At 68.3% G+C, this 20,964-nt stretch carries 16 protein-coding genes; 2 read left to right on the forward strand and 14 right to left on the reverse strand.

Annotated elements, in window-relative coordinates; genetic code table 11:
• Positions 1–663, reverse strand: coding sequence for a GntR family transcriptional regulator (locus D514_RS33730; RefSeq protein ID WP_017830805.1), 663 nt, complete (start codon positions 661–663; stop codon positions 1–3).
• Between the two features lie 73 nt (positions 664–736).
• Here D514_RS33730 and D514_RS33735 point away from each other — a divergent pair, with 73 nt between their 5' ends.
• Positions 737–3,571, forward strand: coding sequence for an FAD-binding and (Fe-S)-binding domain-containing protein (locus tag D514_RS33735; RefSeq protein ID WP_017830806.1), 2,835 nt, complete (start codon positions 737–739; stop codon positions 3,569–3,571).
• 75 nt (positions 3,572–3,646) lie between these two features.
• On the opposite strand, the gene D514_RS33740 is transcribed toward D514_RS33735, so the two are convergent.
• The 6 genes from D514_RS33740 to D514_RS33765 all read right to left on the reverse strand — a co-directional run bounded on the left by D514_RS33740 (position 3,647) and on the right by D514_RS33765 (position 10,711).
• Complete coding sequence (locus D514_RS33740) at positions 3,647–4,987, reverse strand: alpha-L-fucosidase (protein WP_017830807.1); 1,341 nt, start codon at positions 4,985–4,987, stop codon at positions 3,647–3,649.
• Positions 4,984–6,528, reverse strand: coding sequence for a M81 family metallopeptidase (locus D514_RS33745; RefSeq protein ID WP_246877528.1), 1,545 nt, complete (start codon positions 6,526–6,528; stop codon positions 4,984–4,986). Before D514_RS33745 ends, D514_RS33740 begins: the two co-directional genes overlap by 4 nt.
• 91 nt (positions 6,529–6,619) lie before the next feature.
• Positions 6,620–7,567, reverse strand: a complete 948-nt coding sequence (locus tag D514_RS33750; RefSeq protein WP_051056623.1) for an ROK family protein — start codon at positions 7,565–7,567, stop codon at positions 6,620–6,622.
• Between the two features lie 29 nt (positions 7,568–7,596).
• Positions 7,597–8,505 carry a carbohydrate ABC transporter permease gene (locus D514_RS33755; protein WP_017830810.1) on the reverse strand — a complete coding sequence of 303 codons (909 nt, stop codon included), beginning with the start codon at positions 8,503–8,505 and terminating at the stop codon, positions 7,597–7,599.
• The gene (locus D514_RS33760; RefSeq protein WP_017830811.1) at positions 8,495–9,400 is read right to left on the reverse strand and encodes a carbohydrate ABC transporter permease; all 906 of its coding nucleotides are present in this window, start codon (positions 9,398–9,400) and stop codon (positions 8,495–8,497) included. The genes D514_RS33755 and D514_RS33760 overlap by 11 nt, the downstream gene beginning before the upstream one ends.
• Positions 9,401–9,451: 51 nt before the next feature.
• A complete protein-coding gene (locus D514_RS33765) occupies positions 9,452–10,711 on the reverse strand; it encodes an ABC transporter substrate-binding protein (protein ID WP_236610974.1) in 1,260 nt (419 codons plus the stop codon).
• A gap of 200 nt (positions 10,712–10,911) precedes the next feature.
• Here D514_RS33765 and D514_RS33770 point away from each other — a divergent pair, with 200 nt between their 5' ends.
• Complete coding sequence (locus D514_RS33770) at positions 10,912–12,063, forward strand: ROK family transcriptional regulator (protein ID WP_017830813.1); 1,152 nt, start codon at positions 10,912–10,914, stop codon at positions 12,061–12,063.
• A gap of 18 nt (positions 12,064–12,081) precedes the next feature.
• Here the strand turns inward: D514_RS33770 and D514_RS33775 are convergent, their stop codons facing one another.
• The 7 genes from D514_RS33775 to D514_RS33805 form a co-directional block, all read right to left on the reverse strand.
• Complete coding sequence (locus D514_RS33775; protein WP_031206207.1) at positions 12,082–13,347, reverse strand: alpha-L-fucosidase; 1,266 nt, start codon at positions 13,345–13,347, stop codon at positions 12,082–12,084.
• 103 nt (positions 13,348–13,450) lie between these two features.
• Positions 13,451–14,479, reverse strand: coding sequence for a ketol-acid reductoisomerase (gene ilvC / locus D514_RS33780; protein WP_017830815.1), 1,029 nt, complete (start codon positions 14,477–14,479; stop codon positions 13,451–13,453).
• A gap of 79 nt (positions 14,480–14,558) precedes the next feature.
• The gene (gene ilvN, locus D514_RS33785) at positions 14,559–15,068 is read right to left on the reverse strand and encodes an acetolactate synthase small subunit (RefSeq protein ID WP_017830816.1); all 510 of its coding nucleotides are present in this window, start codon (positions 15,066–15,068) and stop codon (positions 14,559–14,561) included.
• A 3-nt stretch (positions 15,069–15,071) separates the two neighbouring features.
• Complete coding sequence (locus tag D514_RS33790; RefSeq protein ID WP_017830817.1) at positions 15,072–16,874, reverse strand: acetolactate synthase large subunit; 1,803 nt, start codon at positions 16,872–16,874, stop codon at positions 15,072–15,074.
• Between the two features lie 51 nt (positions 16,875–16,925).
• Positions 16,926–18,644 carry a dihydroxy-acid dehydratase gene (ilvD, locus tag D514_RS33795; RefSeq protein ID WP_017830818.1) on the reverse strand — a complete coding sequence of 573 codons (1,719 nt, stop codon included), beginning with the start codon at positions 18,642–18,644 and terminating at the stop codon, positions 16,926–16,928.
• Positions 18,645–18,653: 9 nt separating this feature from the next.
• The gene (gene otsB / locus D514_RS33800) at positions 18,654–19,451 is read right to left on the reverse strand and encodes a trehalose-phosphatase (protein WP_017830819.1); all 798 of its coding nucleotides are present in this window, start codon (positions 19,449–19,451) and stop codon (positions 18,654–18,656) included.
• A 56-nt stretch (positions 19,452–19,507) separates the two neighbouring features.
• Entirely contained in the window at positions 19,508–20,920 is a 1,413-nt protein-coding gene (locus D514_RS33805; protein ID WP_017830820.1) for a trehalose-6-phosphate synthase, read from the reverse strand.
• Positions 20,921–20,964 lie beyond the last annotated feature (44 nt).

The raw sequence follows: 20,964 nt of genomic DNA on the forward strand, positions 1-20,964 counted from the left end.
CTAGTCCGCGTCGAGCGCCTCCACGAGCCGCTCCTCCGCCGACGACAGATGCGCATCGAGGAGGGCGGCAGCGCGCTCCCCGTCTCCTGACGCGACGGCGGCGAGGATGTCGGCATGCTGTGCGGCGATGGCCGCGGCATCGAGAAGGCGACGCCCCTGCACCTGCGCCATGCACAGCCGCACCTCGTCGAGGACGCTGCGGTACATGCGCCCGGTGCGCTCGCTGTCGAGCGCATCGATGAGAGCGGTGTGGAACCGCAGGTCCGGATCCACGGTCGCCGGGTCGGGACCGGAGGGCATCGCGAGGATCTCCGCATTCGCCTCGAGCGCGGCACGCGGAACGGTCCTGGTCGCGGCGAGGTCGCGAAGCGCGGCGCTCTCGAGGCGAGTTCTGGTGCGGTAGACGTCGCGGACGGTCTCGGGATCGATCCCGACAACACGCGCGCTCCGATGCGCAGTACGCACCAGGAGCCCGCTTGCCACGAGCTGCTCGATCGCCGCCTTCGCGCTCGGGCGGGCGACGCCGAACGACTGTGACACCGCGGCTTCCGTGAGCGGATCTCCTGAACGGATCTCCCCACTGAGGATACGACCGCGCAGCTGGGCCGTCACCGCATCCACGACGCCGACGACTCCCAGCGGTGTCTCCGGTGTGCTGGTCATCCGGTCAGCCTATCGAAGCCGCACCATGTCGGTACACTTGTCTGACAATCTTCCGACGGAGCAGAGGAGCACCGTGACGACACCCCTCGCCGAGCCGCTGGATCCCGCGCTGCTGGGTTCCACGACGCAGGTCCACTCGCGCTCCATCGATCGCTTCGCCCGCGCTCACGATGCCTCGCACTACCTGCTGATCCCCGATGCCGTGCTCTCTCCCGCGGATGCCGAGGGCGTCGCCCGCGCCTTCGGCGCCGTCCGCGCCGCCGGACGCACCATGACGTTCCGCTCCGGGGGTACCAGCCTGTCCGGGCAGAGCGTGAGCGGCGACATCCTCGTCGACACACGCAGCAACTTCCGCGACATCCGCGTGGAAGACGACGGTGCCATGGTGCGCGTCGGCCCCGGCGCGACCGTGCGCCAGGTCAACACCAGGCTCACGCGGTATCGCCGCAAGCTCGGCCCCGACCCGGCGAGCGAGATCGCCTGCACGATCGGCGGAGTCGTCGCGAACAACTCCAGCGGCATGGCGTGCGGCATCACCGAGAACTCGTACCAGACCATCGAGTCGATGACGATCGTGCTGCCGAGCGGGACGATCCTCGACACGGGTCGCCCGGATGCGAACGAGGTGCTGCGCGCGGCAGAGCCCGCGATCGCCGACGGCCTTCTCGATCTGCGGGCACGTCTGCTCGCCTCGCCCGAGCACGTCGCGTTCCTCCGCCAGCAGTTCTCGATGAAGAACACCATGGGCTACGGCCTGAACGCACTGCTCGACTTCGACGATCCGGTGCGCATCCTCGAGCACCTCATCATCGGATCCGAGGGCACCCTCGCGTTCGTGGCCGAGGCCCGTTTCCGCACGATCGAGGTGCGCCCCTCGATCGCCACCGGTCTGCTGGTGTTCGAGACGCTCTCCGCGGCCATGACCGCTCTTCCCGACCTGACCCGGCTCGGTCTCGCCACCATCGAGCTGATGGATGCCGCGTCGCTGCGCGTCGCGCAGGGGCTGAGCGACGTCCCGGCGGCCATCGCCGAGATCGAGGTCCGCGGGCACGCCGCTCTCCTGGTGGAGGTTCACGCCGCCGACGCGGAGGCCCTCGTCGAGGCGAGCGCTGCGGCGCAGGCGCACTTCGAGGCGCTGCCGCTGGCGGTGGCACCCCGCCTCACCACGGATGCGAGCGAGCGCGCCGCGCTGTGGCACGTGCGAAAAGGCCTCTACACCGCTGTGGCGGGTGCGCGTCCCTCCGGCACGACCGCGCTTCTGGAGGACATCGTGGTGCCGGTGCCACGACTTCTGCACACCTGCGAGCGGCTGATCGAGCTGTTCGCCGCGCACGGCTACGAGGGCTCGGTGATCTTCGGGCACGCCAAGGACGGCAACATTCACTTCCTGCTCAACGAGCGTTTCGACGATCCCGACAGCGTCGCGCGCTACCGGCGCTTCACCGACGACCTGGTCGACCTCGTGCTCTCCCAGCAGGGATCCCTGAAGGCCGAGCACGGCACCGGACGCATCATGGCGCCGTTCGTGCGACGCCAGTACGGTGACGAACTCACCGACATGATGTGGGAGATCAAGCATCTGCTCGACCCCGACCGCATCCTGAACCCCGGAGTGGTCCTCTCCGATGACCCCGATTCGTACCTGCACGACCTGAAGCGGGTGCCGACGGTCGAGAAGGAAGTCGACCGCTGCGTCGAATGCGGCTACTGCGAGCCGACCTGTCCGAGCAAGAGCATCACCCTCACGCCGCGGCAGCGCATCGTGATCCGCCGCGACATGGCGTGGGCCGAGGAGCAGGGCGACACCGAACTGCTGCGCGATCTGCAGAAGGACTACGACTACGACGGCGTGCAGACCTGCGCGGTCGACGGCATGTGCGGTGTGGCGTGCCCTGTCGACATCAACACCGGTGACCTCGTGCGCCGGCTCAGGGCAGAACAGTCGAATGCGCTCGAGGGAGCCGTGTGGGGCACCGCGGCGAAGCATTGGAGCACGGTCACCCGCGCCGGAGGTGTCGCACTCACCGTCGCCGATGCGCTGCCCGCTCCGCTCGTGCGCGCAGTGACGCACCTCGGCCGGGCGGTGCTCGGCGCCGACACCGTGCCCCTCTACGACGGCGGGCTCCCCCACGGCGGCTCGAAGCCACCGCGCCCTGTGTCACCGGCCGACGCACAGGCGGTCTTCTTCAGCGCCTGCATCGGCACCATGTTCGGCGCGGAAGGCGAGGGCCAGGGCTCTCGGGACGCGCTACGCGCGCTGCTCGACCGCGCAGGCATCCCCGTCGTGATCCCGGAGGAGAACGGCGGCCTGTGCTGCGGCACGCCGTGGAAGTCGAAGGGCCACCTCGACGGCTACGCGCTCATGTCGGAGCGGGTGCTCGACTCCCTTTGGGAGGCCAGCCGCCACGGCGAGCTCCCCGTGGTGTGCGACGCCGCGTCGTGCACCGAGGGTCTGGACGTGATGCTCACCCAGTCCGTCGCGAAGAACCCGCGCTACGCCGGGCTTCGGATCGAGGATGCCACGACGTTCGTGGCCCGCGAGGTGCTCCCCCGGCTGAGCGTATCGGCGAAGCTCCCCACCGTCGCGGTGCATCCGACCTGCTCCACGACCGCGCTCGGAGCGACAGGGGCGCTGACGGCCATCGCCGGGGCCGTCGCCGATGACGTGTTCATCCCGGAGGGCTGGGGCTGCTGCGCCTTCGCGGGAGATCGCGGCATGCTGCATCCGGAACTCACCGCCAGTGCGACAGCCCAGGAGTCCGCGGAGATCGCCGAGGCCGAGAGCGCACGCGGCGGCTTCGATGCGTTCGTCTCGGCCAACCGCACCTGCGAGATCGGCATGACCCGCGCGACCGGCCGGCCGTACCGCCACGTGATCGAGGTGCTCGAGGAGCTCACCCGCCCCTGAGCGCCGGTGGACACAGCGCGGGCCCTCCCGAATCCTCTTCGGGAGGGCCCTCGCCTCGTCGCGGTCCGATCCGTCTCAGCCTGCGGACAGGACCGCGACAGCCTCCTCGCGCAGCCCGGCCGGGATCACCGCGACCGTCTGGTCGTGCCCCTGCCTCTCGACCATGCTGCCGTCGGTCCAGCGCAGGTCGGAACCCAGGAGCTCCTCGGGCAGCTCGAGCGTGCCGGTACTCGGGTCGAGGGCGTGCACGTGCACGGTCGCTCCCGTGGTCGTGTATCGACGCGGGGAGCCGGTGCGCTCCCCCATGCGGATCCACGGACGCGTGCCGTAGATCGCGTCGCCGTTCGCCTCCAGCCACGCGCCCAGCTCGCGCATCGCGCGACGCTGCAGCTCGGGGATCGAGCCGTCGGCCGCTGGGCCCACGTTGATCAGCAGGTTGCCGTTCTTCGCCACGACGTCGACGAGCAGGCGGATCAGGGCAGCGCCCGACAGCGAGTGCCGCTCGTCCTCGGCCTGGTTGAAGCCGAACGAGAAGCCGAGGCCGCGCGTCGACTCCCACGGCTGCGAGATGATCTCGGGGATGTCCGTGTACTCGCGGGTGAGGAAGCCGTGGTACGGCACACCCCAGCGGTCGTTGACGACGCCGTCCGGCACCGCGGCGAAGTAGCGCTCCATCAGGGCCGCCACCGCGTATTCGTCTCGCCCCTTTCCGCCGTCGGGCCACTCGATGTCGTTCCACAGGATGTCCGGCGAGAAGCGCGAGACGAGTTCGTCGAGTTGCGCGGCCGAGTAGCGCGCGAAGTGCTCGTCGTTGCGGCGGAAGCGGAAGAGGTCGGTGTCCGACTCGATCGGCGGGAAGTCGCTCACGTGCCAATCGAGCGCACCCGAGTAGTACACGCCGAACTTCGCCCCCGCCCGCCGGGTGGCGTCATGGAACTCGGCGATCAGATCGCGGCGCGGACCGCGAGCGGCCGCGTTGAAGCCGGTCGTCGCCGTGTCCCACAAGCAGAAACCCTCGTGGTGCTTCGTGGTGGGGACGATGTACTTCGCCCCCGCTCCGACCAGTTCGCCCACGAAGGCGTCCGCGTCGAAGGCCGAGGCGTCCCACTGATCCGCGAGGTCCTCGTAGGAGGTCCCCGGGCCGAACAACTGCTGATGACGCTCCCAGGTGGGGCTCCCCGCGATCCGCACGGTGTTCCCGTACCACTCGGCATACTGGTGCCAGGCGTAGGCATCCTCGGTCGGGATGTTCACGCCTTCGCCGTGCTGCACCGCCCATGCCGGCACGGAGTAGAGCCCCCAGTGCACGAAGAAGCCGAGCTTCGCGTCGCGGTACCACTCGGGCACATCCTGGGCCGGGTACACCGGAGCGTCGGCTCCGAAGTCCGGACCGGTGCGCTTCTCGAAGTTCATCATGCGTTCTGCTCCTCGGAGACTCCGCGGCGGACGACCACCGCTTTCAGATCGGGATTCCCGTCCGTCTCGAACGGGAAGACGCCCGGCTGCAGGCGGTGGTGACCCAGACGCAGGAGGTCCTGGTCGACGCCGCCGGGTGTCAGTGCGAGGGTCCAGCCCTCGGCGAGCTCGTACAGCTCGGGTTCCAGATAGCCGATCTTCACCACGACGATGTCGGCGGTGGTGGGCTCCAGCCCCAGCATCCGGAAGTCCGAGAGGTGATGGAACGGCTTGCGACGCTCGGTGATGATGGCGTGCAACCCGCCCACCGCGATCACGACCTGCGTGCCCGCATCCGGGTCGCCGTCGGTGATGGAGAACACGGTCCCGGTGATCGTCACAGGCCCGTGCGGGCCCGCGTCGACCCCTGCACCGGCGTCGAGGGTGACGGTGGCGCCGATCCCGGCGGCGACCGCCCGTGCGACGGCCTCGCGGTCGAAGATCGAGGCGACCAGGGTCGTGTGGCTGCCGTCGGTGAGCTGCGCACGCTGCAGCAGGTGCGCGAGCGTCCAGGTCACGTCACCGGCACCGCCCGCTGTCGGGTTGTCCCCCGAGTCGGAGATCAGGTAGGGATGCGGCGCTCCCGGTGCGAGCGCCTTCTCGAGCGCCTCATCGAGGGATCCGGTCTCGGCCACGAAGACGAAGTCCTCACGGGCGTCCCAGAACATCCGCGCCACACGCTCGGCCTCACGGGCGATCAGCTCCTCGTCGTCGCCGGTGACCACCACGTACGCCTGACAGCGCGGCTCGTCCGCCCAGGCATAGCCGATCCACACGGAGGCGTCGACGACGCCGGGGAGCGCCTCGATCTCGGGAAGCTGGGCGTAGATGCTGCGCGCCGGCTCCAGCCGGGTGCTCGTCTTCTCCCCCGGTAGCAGCACCGGAACGGGCACCCATGCGGAGAACGGACGACGACGCAGCGGGTCGGCGCCGTGCGGACCCCGCAGTCGCGCGAGCAGGTTCCACACGGCGCGCTCCTTGGTGTTCATCCAGTCCTCGTGGGGCGCCATCCGATAGCAGGTCAGCAGATCGACCGCGTCGCGCAGCACCTCCGAGACGTTGCCGTGCAGGTCCATCGACGTCGACACCAGCGTGTCGGGGCCGAGAGCCGAGCGCACAGCGAGGGCGAGGTCGCCCTCGGCGTCGTCCATGCCGACGACGCTCATCGCTCCGTGGATGTCGAAGAAGAACCCGTCGAAGGGGCCGTGCTCGCGGATACCGGCGACGATCGCGTCCTTCATCCGCCGGTAGGTCTCCGGCGCCACGGCACCGCCCGGCAGCGAGCGACCATGCGTGAGCGGCACCCACTCCGCAGCCACGGCGAGTTCGCGTCCGTCGTCCAGGAACGGGTAGTACCCGCGCAGCGTCTCCCCCGTACGGACCGTGAAGGCCTCGTCGCCGGAGATGTGCGGGGAGAACGTGCTCGACTCGATTGAGATTCCGGCGATGCCGATGCGGGGCTTCGACAGCCCGCCGTCGGCGATGGCGGGAAGAGGGCCCATCCAGATCTCGTGGGCTTCGGGACGTGCGGTCACGTGATGTGCTCCTTGTCGGTGCGGGTCGGACGGCGGGGCCTGACCGAGAGGTTCGGACTCAGTGTGCTCCCGCCGGCACGAGCGCGCGGCGAGCGGTCTCGATCGCGCCCAGCGCGACCGCATCGGAGCCGAGGACGGCGGGGATGATGCGCAGCGGAATGCCCGACACCGGAGAATCCGTGTCGAGTGTGCGCAGGATGGACGGCTCGAGCAGATCCCAGGCCGCGGTGACTCCGCCGCCGACGATCGCGCAGGGCAGGTCGAGGATCGTCGCCGCGCTGGCGCACGCGAGGGCGAGGGCGCGCCCGGCGGCATCGAACACCGCGATCGCCTCGGCGTCGCCGCCACGGGCACGGTCGGCGACCTCTCGCGCGTCGCGCACGGGAGCGGACGTGCGCTCCTGATAGCGGAGCGCGATCGACGTGCCGGAGGCCAGGGTCTCCAGGTGACCGATCTGGCCGCAGGTGCACACCAGCTCGCTGTAGCCGGGGGTGTGCCCGATCTCCCCCGCCGCGCCGTGCGGACCGTGGTGGAGATCTCCATCGATGATGAGTGCACCGCCGACGCCCGTGCCGAGCATGACGCCGAGCACGTCGCGATCGGTCCTGCCGTCGGCCGCCGCCTCGCCGAGAAGGAACGCGTTCACATCGTTCTCGACGCGGACCGGAACTCCGAGACGCTGCTCCAGCTCGTCGGCCAGTGGGAATCCCGCCCAGCCGACGAAGGTCGCCGATGCGGCGCGGATGGTGCCGGTCTCGTGGTCGATGACGCCGGCCGCGCCGACGCCGGCCGCGGCCAGCGACACCTCGGCCTGCGCCGCGAGTTCCCTCACGAGATCGGCGGCTGCATCGGCCATCGCACCGCCGCCGAGGGCGGCCGGCGCAGGCACACTGCCCCGGGCGAGGACGGTGCCGTCGGCGCTCACCAGGAGTGCGGCGATCTTGGTGCCGCCGATGTCGATCCCGACCAGGCCCGCACCGCGGGTGGAAGAAGGGGCGATGGGCATGGTGGTCCCGTGTTCCTGACCGATCATGCTCAGCGCCCGCCCAGTCCTGCCATCGCGATGCCCTTGACCAGGTGCTTCTGCAGAACGATCACGAGGATCGTGGTCGGGACCATCGAGATGATGGCCGCAGCCATCTGCAGGTCCCACCGGGTGCCGGTGAGTCCTGCGAAGCTCGCGAGTCCCACCGGGAGCGTGCCGTGCGCGTTGTAGTCGACCGTCACGATCAGCGGCCACAGGTAGCTGTTCCAGAACGAGAGGAATGTGAACACAGCGAGGACGGCGACGGCCGATTTCGACAGCGGCAGGATGATCTGCAGGAACGAGCGCACGGGGCCTGCGCCGTCGACGCGGGCGGCCTCTTCGAGCTCGTACGGAATGCCGCGGAAGAACTGCCGCATCAGGAAGGTGCCGAAGGCGCCGAAGGCGAAGGGCAGGATCAGCGCCTGGTACGTGTCGACCCAGTTGAACCACTGCATCACCTGGAACATGGGGATGACGAGTACCTCGGCCGGCACCATGAGGGTGGCCAGGAACAGGACGAAGACGGCGTCGCGCCCCTTCCACCGCAGACGCCCGAAGGCGTATCCGGCCGTGGTCGAGACGACCAGCACGACCAGCGTTCCGCCGATCGCGACGATGAAGGAGTTCATGATGTAGGTCAGGAACGGTCCGTAGGCGAACACGTCGACGAAGTTGCTCCACCGCAGCTCCGAGCCGACCAGCGTCGGCGGCATCGAGAACATCTCGGCGTTCGGCTTGAGCGCCGAGAAGAACGCGTAGATCAGTGGGGAGATGAAGATCAGCGCCGCGACGTAGATCCCGACGTGGGCGAGGATGAGCCGGGCGCGGGCGCCGGGGGTCGTCGCCGCGCCGCGAGCCCGCTCGCGTTCGGTGCGGCCGGCGCGGCCGGTGGGCCGGACGAGGGTCTCAGTGCTCATAGTGCACCCACTTCTTCTGCGCTGCGAACTGGAGCCCGGTGATCGCGATGATGATCGCGAAGAGGATCCAGGCGGCTGCGGCGGCGAGGCCGAGGTCGCCGAAGGTGAATCCCTGCTCCCAGATGTACATGACCAGGGGCTTGGTGGCGTTACCAGGACCACCACCGGTGAGCATCTGCGGCTGCACGAACACCTGCAGGGACGTGATCATCGTCATGATCGTTGCGAAGAAGATCGACGGCGAGATCATCGGGATGATGATGCTCCACACCCGTCGGAACCCTCTGGCGCCGTCGATGCTGGCCGCCTCGAGCACGCTCTCGGGAAGCTGCTCGAGAGCGGCCGAGAAGATCAGCATGTTGTAGCCGAGCCCCTGCCAGACGCTCATCACGACGACCATGATCATGGCCCACGACGGGTCTGCGAGGAAGTTCGGCAGCTCGATGCCGAACCAGGTCTGCGAGAGACCGTTGAACAGTCCCTGCGGCTGCAGCATCATCTTCCACACCAGCACGTTGGCGACCATGGGAGTCACCACGGGGATGAAGAAGAGCACGCGCAGGGCGCCTCGTCCGCGGATGCGCGAACCGAGGCCGAGAGCGAGCACGAGCGAGAGAGCGACGCTCAGCGGCACGTAGAGCAGTGTGTACACCGCCGAGTTGCGCAGCGCCGGCCAGAAGTCGGGGCTGCTGGTGAACAGCTTGACGTAGTTGTCCACCCCGTTGAAGGTCCGCTCGCCGAAGGTCGGCCAGTCGAAGACGCTCATCACGATCGAGAGCCCGACGGGCACGATCGTGAACAGGGCGAGCCCGATCAGGGCTGGGCTTGCGAATCCCAGCGCCTGACCGGCCTCCACCTTGGCGAGCGATCGTCGACGTCTCGTCGTGATCGTCATCTCAGTTTCTTTCTCTGTTACTGCATTGCTGCTGCGGTGGCCGGAGCCGGGTCACTCGCCGAACTGCGCCTGCGCGTTCGAGAGCAGCTCTTCCATCGTCATCTGGCCGTTGTAGACGCTGACCAGGTTCGGCTGGATGTAGCTGTCGAGCTTCTGCCAGTTCTTCGTCATGTACAGCGGGACCGTGTCGCCGAAGGCCGCCTCGAAGACGGACTGGACCTGGTCGCGGTACTGCTCGTCGATCGACTCGAAGTACAGCGGCTGCGACGACGTGCGCGCGGGGTAGGAACGGCCGGACGACGCGATGTAGTCCTGTGCGTCCTCACCGAGCAGCGAGCCCATGACCTTGAGCGCGGCCTCGGGGTTCTTGCAGTTGGCCGAGATGCCATAGCCCGAGCCGAGGATCGGGCCGGGGTTGCCGTTCGCGCCGGCGGGCAGCGGGACCATGCCGGCCGCGAAGCCGGACTCGTTGTCGAGGTAGCTCACGGCGTTCCACGTGCCGTCCACAGCCATCGCCGCGTTGGCGCCCGTGTACTGGTTCTCGCCCCATCCGGTGTCGGAGGCGGATGCCACGGGTGCAGCGACCTTCTTCTCGGTGACGAGCTCGGCGTACCAGGTCGACGCGTCGACGAAGGCCTTCTCGTCGATGTGCAGCGACCCGTCCTCGGACGCCGGCTGCGTCGCGGAGTACGCGATGGGCATCGACATCCACTGGTAGCCCCCCATGCCCATACCGAAGCCGTACTTGCCGTCCTTCGTCGCGGCGGCGGCGATGCTGTCGAAGTCGTCGAACGTCCAGCCGATCTCCGGGGTGGGTGCGCCGGCCGCGGTCAGCATGTCCTGGTTGTAGTAGACAAGCATGGTGGCCACGTCGAAGGGCACGCCGTAGACCTTGCCCTCGAAGCTGAGGATGCCGTCGGCACTCGGGTTGAAGTCCGCCCAGTCGATACCGGCCGTCTTGAGGTCGGCGTCGCTCAGCTCGCGGAAGCCGCCCGTGTAGCCGCCGAGCTGCGCACCGCTCATGCCGGTGACGCAGGCCATGTTGCCGCTGGCCATGTTCGTGGTCAGCTTCGTGAAGAAGTCGCTCCACGGCGATGTCTGCAGCTTGATCTTGATATCGGGGTTCTGCTCCTGCGCGAACGCGACCTGCGCCTCGAGGGCATCCACGTCGGACTCGCTACCCGCCCACATGTCGACCACGATGGTGTCGCCGTCGGCGGAACCACCGGTGCCGCTGCCGCTCGCGCAGCCGGTCATCGCGACTGCGACGCCGGCGACGGCGACCACAGCCCCTACACGCAACTTCTTCATTGAATGCCTCCTGGAAGGGAACTGGTTATTTCGAGGTTCGAATTAACCTAGTAGGATTTCGTATGAAGTTACCGTTTCATACTTCGCAAGGGGCCGCAAGCTGAACATCCGATGTTTATCGGACCTTGATAATTCGTAACTCCCGGGAAACACGACGATCCCCCGCTACGCTGACGATGCTCCGACAGGAAAGTGCTCCCATGACCAACTCCGCAGACACCACCGTCGACGATCCGCACACGCGGCGGATCCTCGACCTCGTCGCCCGCGGCGAGGCGCGCTCGCGCACAGAGCTGGCCGCCCTGCTGGGCGTGGCCGCATCGACGGTCGGGCTCCGCGTGCAGTCCCTGCTCGATGCCGGAGTGCTCCGGGAAGCCGGAGACGGCACATCTCGCGGTGGTCGACGGCCCCGGGTGCTGCAGATCGCCGCAGACGGCTTCGTGCTCTCTGCCGACCTCGGCGGCGGGCACGCCCGCATCGGCAGGCACTCCCTCAGCGGCGCACTGCTGGACAGCGAGTCGATCGCCGTCGACGTGACCGAGGGGCCAGAGGCCACGCTCGATCGTCTCGCCGTCGTGTTCGACCGCCTCACGAGCACGGGCAGGGTCCATGCGATCGGCATCAGCCTCCCGGGCCCCGTCGACATCGCGACCGGATCGGTCGACCAGCCCTCACGCATGCCCGGCTGGCCCGGGTTCCGCGTCGGCGAGCACCTCTCGACCCGCTACGGCGTCCCCGTGGCGGTCGACAACGACGCCAACCTCGCAGCTCTCGGCGAGCACCGTGAGCGCTTCGGACACACGGGACACAGCATCACCGTCAAGGCCGGCACCGCGATCGGCAGCGGCATCATCGTCGACGGACGGGTGCACCGGGGAGCCACCTCAGCCGCGGGTGACATCACCCACACACGCATCGACGGCAGTGGCGACATCCCCTGCTCGTGCGGCAACACCGGCTGCCTGGAGACCGTGGCCAGCGGCGCGAGCCTCGTGCGGCAGATGCGCGAGCGCGGCAGCGACTCCGTGCACACGACGACAGACGTCCTGAGCCTCGCCCGCGACGCCGATCCGCTGGCCACCACTCTGGTGCGCACCGCCGGCACTCACCTCGGACAGGCGCTGTCCGGCGTCGTGAACTTCTTCAATCCGCACGCGGTGTTCCTCACGGGCAGCATGAGCGCCTCAGAGCCGTTCATCGCCGCCGTCCGCAGCCGGGTGTACGAGGCGTGCCACCCGCTGGCGACCCAGCGTCTGCGGATCGAGTCGGCGACCACGGGCGCAGATGCCATCCTGCATGGCGCCGCTCGCCTCGCGCTGGAGGGCATGGATCTTCCCGTGGCGACGGCCTGAGCCGCCGCCACGGACAGGTCACTCCCCGATCAGGGTCAGCTCGATCACGGGCACCAGCACGTCAGGGCGACGCACCGGAAGGTGCACGGTCAGAGTTCCCTCCGCCTCGCCGGCCGGCGTCATCAGCTCCGCCTCGCGCTCGGGATCGGACACGCTCGTCTCGAGCCAGGAACCGTCGTTGAGCAGCCGTGCGTAGGAGATCTTGCCGGCGAGCTCCGGAAGATGCACGAAGCCCATCGGCCAGCTGAACAGGCTCAGGTAGAGGCGGTTCCCACTGCGCGTGTACACGCCCTCGCGCGGCGGAGTGAATGCCGCATGCCCGGCGCCGATCACGGCGCCACGGTGCAGGCGCATCCACTCACCGATCTCCCCCAGCGTGTGCGCATCGCGGGGCGCGATCGCCCCACGTCCGTCCGGGCCGATGTTCAACAGCATGTTGCCCCCCATCGAGACCGAGTCGACCAGCATCTGCACGAGCATGGCGGGGGACTTCTGGTCGGTGTTGTCGCGGTGATAGCCCCACGACCCGTTGAGCGTCTGGCAGGCCTCCCAGATCAGCGGCACGCCGTCACGCATGATCGGCGAGGTCGGCTGGTACTGCTCGGGGGTGACGAAGTCGGCCGGAATGCCCAGACGATCGTTCACCAACATGTTCGGCTGCAGCTCCCGGCACAGCGCGAGCAGCGCGGTGGCGTCCCAGTCGTCGGGCCCCTTGCCCGCCCAGCCGTCCTTCTCCTCGGGGTATGTGAAGTCGAAGAAGAGGTAGTCGATGTCGCCGTAGTCCGTGAGGAGCTCGCGCACCTGCCCGTGGAGGTAGGCGCGGTACGCGGCCATGTCGCGCCCGATGTTGAGTTCGGCGGCGCCCTCGTCATCGCGCCGCGGGTGGTTCCAATCCACGGTGAAATCGGGGTGATGCCAGTCGATGACCGAGTGGTAGAGCCCGACCTTGAGCCCCTCGGCCCGCAGCGCCTCCACGTACTCGCGCACGAGGTCGCGTCCGGTGTTCGCGACCGACGTGTAGTCGGTCAGCTTCGAGTCCCAGAGGCAGAAGCCGTCGTGGTGCTTCGTGGTGAGCACCACGTATCCCATGCCCGTCTCCTTCGCCGTGCGGGCGAGGGCCGCGGCGTCGAAGAGATCCGGGTCGAAGTGCTCGAAGTACTGCCGGTAGTCCTCGTCGGTGAGGCGTTCGTAGTTCTGGACCCACTCGTGCCTTGCGGCGCCGCTGTAGAGGCCGAAGTGGACGAACATGCCGAACCGGGCCCGGTCAAACCATTCCTGTCGCATGTCTCCCATCCTGGCATAGACATCGGATGTTTACGCCTTGGGCTTCATCGGAAAACAAAGAACGGGCGCCCCCGAGGGGACGCCCGTTCTTTCGAGAATCGAATCAGCGAGCAGCGCTGCCGTCGACGTAGTCCTCGTCCTGCTGCTTCCATGCGAAGAGCGAACGCAGCTCCTTGCCGGTGACCTCGATCGGGTGCTGCTCCTCCTTGGCGCGCAGCGCCAGGAACTCCTCGGCACCGTTGTCCTGGTCGTCGATGAAGCGCTTCGCGAAGGCACCGGACTGGATGTCGGCCAGCACACCCTTCATGCTCTCCTTGACGCGCTCGTCGATGACGCGCGGACCCGACACGTAGTCGCCGAACTCGGCGGTGTCGGAGATCGACCAGCGCTGCTTGGCGATGCCGCCCTCCCACATCAGGTCGACGATCAGCTTGAGCTCGTGCAGAACCTCGAAGTACGCGATCTGCGGCTGGTATCCCGCCTCGGTCAGCGTCTCGAAGCCGGCCTGCACCAGGTGGCTCACGCCACCGCACAGCACGGCCTGCTCACCGAACAGGTCGGTCTCGGTCTCTTCGGTGAAGGTGGTCTTGATGACACCGGCGCGGGTGCCACCGATGGCCTTCGCGTAGGAGAGCGCCAGGTCCCAGGCCTTGCCCGATGCGTCGCGCTCGACGGCGATGATGTCGGGGATGCCGCGGCCGGCGACGAACTCGCGACGGACCGTGTGGCCGGGCGCCTTCGGGGCGACCAGGATCACGTCGACGCCCTCGGGAGCGTCGATGTAGCCGAAGCGGATGTTGAAGCCGTGCGCGAAGGCGAGCGTCTTGCCGGCCGTGAGGTTCGGCGCGATCGACTCGCTGTAGATCGTGCGCTGGTGCTGGTCCGGCGCGAGGATCATGATGACGTCGGCCCACTCGGTGGCTTCGGCGACGGTCTTCACCGGGAAGCCGGCCTCCTCGGCCTTGGCGGCCGACTTGGAGCCCTCCTTGAGGGCGATCGCGACCTCGACACCCGAGTCGCGCAGGTTCTGCGCGTGGGCGTGGCCCTGCGAGCCGTAGCCGACGATCGCGACCTTCTTGCCCTGGATCAGGGACAGGTCTGCATCGGCGTCGTAGAAGATCTCGGTGCTCACTTTGTGTTTCTCCTTGTTCTTTGCGTTTCGTCTGGCTTCGCGTGCTCGATGAGCGGCGAAAACTCGGTACTCAGGTTGGTCAGCCGCGCAGGACGCGCTCGGTGATGCTCTTGCCGCCACGGCCGATCGCGAGAAGACCGGACTGTGCGATCTCCTTGATCCCGAAGGGCTCGAGCGCGCGCAGCATGGCGTCGACCTTGCCCTTGTCGCCGGTCACCTCGATCACGAGGGCGTCGGAGGCGTAGTCGACCACCGAGGCGCGGAAGAGGTTCACGACCTCGATCACGTTCGAGCGCGTGGCGTTGTCGGTGCGCACCTTCACGAGCATGTGCTCGCGCTGCACCGACGTGGCAAAGTCGAGCTCGACGATCTTGATCACGTTGATCAGCTTGTTGAGCTGCTTGGTGACCTGCTCAAGCGGGAGTTCATCGACGTCGACGACGACGGTGATGCGGGAGATCCCCGGCACCTCCGTCACGCCGACGGCGAGGGAGTCGATGTTGAAGCCGCGGCGGGCGAAGAGCCCCGCGACACGGGTCAGCAGGCCGGGGGTGTTCTCCACCAGCAGGCTCAGCACGTGGGTCGACATGGATCAGTCCTCCTCGTCGAATGCGGGCGCGTGCTCGCGGGCGTACTGGACATAGCTGTTGCTGACTCCCTGCGGCACCATCGGCCACACCATGGAGTCGGCGCTCACGACGAAGTCGATCACCACGGGGCGGTCGTTCGTCTCAAGCGCGAGCTGGATGGCGGCGTCGACCTCCTCCTCCTTCTCCACGCGGATCGCGAGGCAGCCGTAGGCCTCGGCGAGCTTGACGAAGTCGGGGATGCGGATCGTGCCGTGACCGGTGTTGAGGTCGGTGTTGGAGTGACGGCCGTCGTAGAACAGCGTCTGCCACTGCCGCACCATGCCCAGCGAAGAGTTGTTGATGATCGCGACCTTGATCGGGATGTTGTTGATCGTGCAGGTCGCGAGCTCCTGATTGGTCATCTGGAAGCAGCCGTCGCCGTCGATCGCCCAGACCGGACGCTCGGGCTGCGCCACCTTGGCACCCATCGCGGCGGGAACCGAGTAGCCCATCGTGCCGGCGCCACCGGAGTTCAACCAGGCGTTCGGACGCTCGTACTTGATGAACTGCGCCGCCCACATCTGGTGCTGGCCGACGCCCGAGGCGAAGATGCCCTCGGGGCCGGTGAGCTCGCCGATCCGCTGGATCACGTACTGCGGGGCGAGGAGGCCGTCCGTCGTCGGCGCGTAGCCGAGCGGGAACTCGGTGCGCAGACCGTCGAGGTACGACCACCACTCCTCGATGTCGGGCTTGGTGCCTGCAGTCGCTCCCCGGAAGGCTGCATCGAGATCGGTGAGGACGTCGCGCACATCGCCGACGATCGGCACATCGGCCGTGCGGATCTTGGAGATCTCCGCCGGATCGATGTCGACGTGGACGACTTTCGCGTTCGGCGCGAACAGTGCCGCCTTGCCCGTGACGCGGTCGTCGAACCGGGCGCCGAGCGACACGAGCAGGTCGGCCTCCTGCAGCGCCAGCACCGCGGGAACCGTGCCGTGCATGCCCGGCATGCCGAGGTGCTGCGGGTGCGAGTCGGGGAACGCACCGCGCGCCATCAGCGTGGTGACGACCGGTGCGCCGGTGGACTCGGCGAGCTCGAGGAGCTCCGCCGACGCCTTGCCGCGGATCACGCCACCGCCGACGTACAGCACCGGCTTCTTGGCCTCGGCGAGCAACGTCGCCGCGGCCTGGATCTGCTTGCCGTGCGCCTTCGTCACCGGGCGGTAGCCGGGGAGGTCGATCTTGGGCGGCCACACGAACGGGGCGGTCGCCTGCTGCGCGTCCTTCGTGATGTCGACCAGCACAGGACCGGGACGACCGGTACCGGCGATCTCATACGCCGCAGCGATCGCACCGGGGATCTCGGACGCATCCTTCACCAGGAAAGAGTGCTTCGTGATCGGCATCGTGATGCCCACGATGTCGGCCTCCTGGAAGGCGTCCGTCCCCATCAGCGTCGAGAACACCTGGCCGGTGATGGCGAGCATGGGGACGGAGTCCATGTAGGCGTCGGCGATCGCGGTGACGAGGTTGGTCGCACCCGGGCCGGAGGTGGCGATGCACACGCCCACCTTGCCGGATGCCGACGCGTAGCCTTCGGCCGCGTGACCGGCGCCCTGCTCGTGCCGCACCAGGATGTGGCGGAGCTCGGAAGCGTCCATCAGCGGGTCGTAGACCGGGAGGATCGCGCCGCCGGGAAGACCGAACACGTCGGTCACGCCGAGGAGCTCGAGCGAGCGGACGACGGCCTCCGCGCCGGTGATCTCCGGCGCAGAGGATTGACGGGCGGGCGGCCTCGGCACGGCCGGGGCGGAATCAGCAGTCATGAGTTTCCTTCTGATGATCTGTGGAGGACGCCGGATGCCGGAGCGTCCGGGTCAGCCGGTGGTCGCGCCCTCGGCGGCGGACCGCACGAGGCGCGAGTACTTGGCAAGAACGCCTCGGGTGTAGCGCGGGGGAAGCGGCTCCCAGCCAGAACGGCGGGAGGCGAGCTCTGCCTCGTCGACGAGTAGATCGAGAGAGCGAGCTGCGATATCGACCCGTATCAGATCACCATCGCGCACGAAGGCGATAGGACCTGCGTCCACCGCTTCGGGTGCTATGTGGCCGATGCACAGGCCGGTTGTGCCGCCTGAGAATCGTCCGTCAGTCAAGAGTAGTACATCTTTTCCGAGCCCAGCGCCCTTGATGGCCGCCGTGATGGCGAGCATCTCGCGCATGCCCGGTCCACCCTTGGGGCCCTCGTAGCGGATCACGATGACGGTGCCGGGCTCGATCTCCCCCTCGGCGACGGCGTCCATCGCGGCACGCTCGCGCTCGAAGACGCGGGCGGGACCCTCGAAGACGGCCGCATCGAAGCCGGCGGTCTTGACGACGGCGCCCTCGGGAGCGAGCGAGCCGTGCAGGATCGTGAGGCCGCCCGTGGCGTGGATCGGGTTGTCGAACGTGTGGATGACCTCGCCGTCGATCGGCTGCGGGTCGAGGTCGGCGAGGTTCTCGGCGAGCGTCTTTCCCGTGACCGTGAGCGCGTCGCCGTGCAGCAGTCCCTCGTCGAGCATCGCCTTCATGATCACGGGGATGCCGCCGTGACGGTCGACGTCGTTCATGACGTACTTGCCGAACGGCTTCATGTCGGCGACGTGCGGAACCTTGTCGCCGATGCGGTTGAAGTCGTGCAGGCTCAGCTCGACCTCGGCCTCGCGGGCGATCGCGAGCAGGTGCAGGACGACGTTCGTGGAGCCGCCGAGGGCCATCGCGAGAGCGATCGCGTTCTCGAACGCCTCCTTGGTGAGGATGTCGCGGGTCGTGATGCCCTGACGGAGCAGGTTCACGACGGCCTCGCCCGAGCGGTGGGCGTAGTAGTCGCGACGGCGGTCCGCTGCGGGCGGAGCCGCCGAGCCCGGGAGGCTGAGGCCGAGGGCCTCTGCGACCGAAGCCATGGTGTTGGCGGTGTACATGCCGCCGCACGCGCCCTCACCCGGAGCGATGGCGCACTCGATGCGCTTCAGGTCCTCCTCGCTCATGAGGCCGGCGCGACACGCACCCACGGCCTCGAACGAGTCGATGATCGTGACGTCCTTCTCGGTGCCGTCCGAGAGCTTGACCCAGCCCGGAGCGATCGATCCGGCGTACAGGAACACACTCGACAGGTCGAGGCGCGCGCTGGCCATGAGCATGCCGGGGATCGACTTGTCGCACCCGGCCAGGAGCACCGAGCCGTCGAGGCGCTCTGCCATCATCACGGTCTCGACCGAGTCGGCGATGACCTCGCGCGACACGAGCGAGAAGTGCATCCCCTCGTGGCCCATCGAGATGCCGTCGGAGACCGAGATGGTGCCGAACTGCAGCGGGTAGCCGCCGCCCGAGTGCACACCTTCCTTCGCGCCCTGCGCGAGCCGGTCGAGGCTCAGGTTGCAGGGAGTGATCTCGTTCCAACTCGAGGCGATGCCGATCTGCGGCTTGTCCCAGTCGGCGTCACCCATGCCGACGGCACGGAGCATGCCGCGGGAGGTCGTGGCCTCGATGCCGTCGGTGACGACGCGGCTGCGGGGCTTGATGTCGATGGGCGCGCTGCTGGCGGGATCATGCGAGGACATGACGGAAGTCTATTGCCGCGCGGAGGTGCGTTCGTCCGCCAACGCCTCCAGAAGCTCGGCGATCTGTTGTGGAGTGTCCACACGCAGGGTCGCCACGCTCTCCCCCGGCCCCACGCGCACACCGAGGTCACCGGGCCCCAGCACGCGCATCGCGTCCTCGTCGGTCACGTCATCGCCGGCGAACAGGATGCCGGTCGCATCGAAGCGGTCGCGCAGGGCCGCCATCGCGGCATCCTTGCCCTCGTTGCGTGAGGAGAATTCGAGCACCCGGTGGCCGGAGCGCCGTCTCCAGTGCGGGAAGCGCGCGGCCACGAGGGCGTCGATCTCGGCGAAGACGCGCTGCTCGGTCTCGGCATCGGCGCGACGGGTGTGCACACCCATGCCGAAGGTCTTGGGCTCGAACTCGGCACCGTCGTAGCGGTCGATGATCGGCTGGGCCGCCGCCCAGAGCTCTTCGCGCGCACCGTCTTCTGTCGCCTCGCCCGGAGCGTCGACGTCGCCTTCGCCAGGGAACCAGTACTGGGCGCCGTGCGAACCTGCCAGGGCGATCACGGAGTCGTCGGAGTGCTCGGTGATGACGCGCAGATCGTGCATGCTGCGTCCGGAGACGTAGGCGACGACCGTGTCGGGCAGCGCTGCAAGACGGTCGACCTGAACGGCGACCTCGGGGAGCGCACGTGCCGCCATCGGGTCGGCGACCAGCGGAGAGGCTGTGCCGTCGAAGTCGAGGGCGACCACCAGCCGCGGCGTGGCGGCCAGGGTCTTGAGGTCTTCGTCAGCGGTTCCGGGGATCCAGGGGCGCGTCATGGATGCTCCAATCACAGGGGTCGTGCTCGTGGGCTCGGGTTCGGTATCGCGGGTGCTCAGCGACCGCGTACCTCGGAGAGGGCCTTCAGGAACGACGACGACCAGGCGTTCACGTCGTTGTCGAGCACACGTCGACGAAGCGACCGCATGCGGCGACCCTGCTCGGCGGGCGGCATCTCCACCGCCGTCATGATCGCGTCCTTGAGCCCCTCGATGTCGTGCGGGTTGACCCGGACGGCCTGGCGCAGCTCATCCGCCGCGCCCGTGAACTCGCTCAGCACGAGCACGCCGCGGTCGTCGACACGGGTGGCGACGTACTCCTTGGCGACCAGGTTCATGCCATCGCGCAGAGCGGTGACGAGCATCACGTCCGCGGCCAGATACAGCGCGACCATCTCCTCGCGCGGATACCCCTGGTGGAGGTAACGGATCGCGGAGTGGCCCATGGTGTCGGTGTCGCCGTTGATGCGGCTGACGGCGAGCTCGATCTCGTCACGCAGGTGCACATAGGCGTCCACACGCTCGCGACTGGGGCTGGCGACCTGCACGAGAGTCACATCCTCGACCTTGAGTCGACCCTCGGCGAGGAGCTCACCGTACGCCTTGATGCGGTGGCGGATGCCCTTGGTGTAGTCGAGGCGGTCGACCCCGAGCAGGATGCGCTTCGGATTGCCGAGGCTCGCGCGGATCTCCGCCGCCCTCGCACGCACGTCCTCGCGGGCGGCGAGCTCGAGGTAGGGGGTGGTGTCGATGGAGATGGGGAACGCCCGCGCCATCGCGGTGCGCGTGCCCTCGCCCTCCCCCTCTGGCACGGCGACATGCGGACCCTTGACCTCGTAGCGCAGTCGGCGGCGGACGGCCGTGAGGAAGTACGTGGCATCCTGCGCGCGCTGGAAGCCGATCACATCGGCGCCGAGCAGGCCGCGCAGCACCTGATCCCGCCATGGCAGCTGCGCGTACAAACCGTGCGCAGGGAACGGGATGTGGTGGAAGTACCCGATCGTGACGTCGGGGCGCAGCTCACGCACCATCTGCGGCACGAGCTGCAGCTGGTAGTCGTGCACCCAGACCGTGCCCTCCGGCGCCGCAGCAGCCGCCGCCGCTTCGGCGAACCGGCGATTCACGGTGACGTAGGCGTCCCACCACTCGCGGTGGTACTGCGGCGGCGCGATGACATCGTGGTAGAGGGGCCAGATGGTGTCGTTCGCGAAGCCCTCGTAGTACTCGGCGACCTCTTGGGCGCTCAGGGCGACCGGGATGAGATCGATGCCGTCGGCCTCGAAGGGCGCGAGCTCCACGTCAGCCTGACCGGGCCAGCCGACCCAGGCGCCGTGCACGCTGCGCATCATCGGCTCGAGGGCGGCGACGAGGCCGCCGGGGGATGTGCGCCAGGACTCCTCGCCATCGGGGCCCGCCACGCGGTCCACGGGCAGGCGGTTGGCGACGACGACGAAATCTGCTGCGGCCACGAGGGCTCCTCCCGGGGGTTTCCTCCAGGCTATCGAGGAACCTC

Origin of the sequence: Microbacterium sp. UCD-TDU (assembly GCF_000340625.1) — a bacterium.
GTDB lineage: Bacteria > Actinomycetota > Actinomycetes > Actinomycetales > Microbacteriaceae > Microbacterium > Microbacterium maritypicum.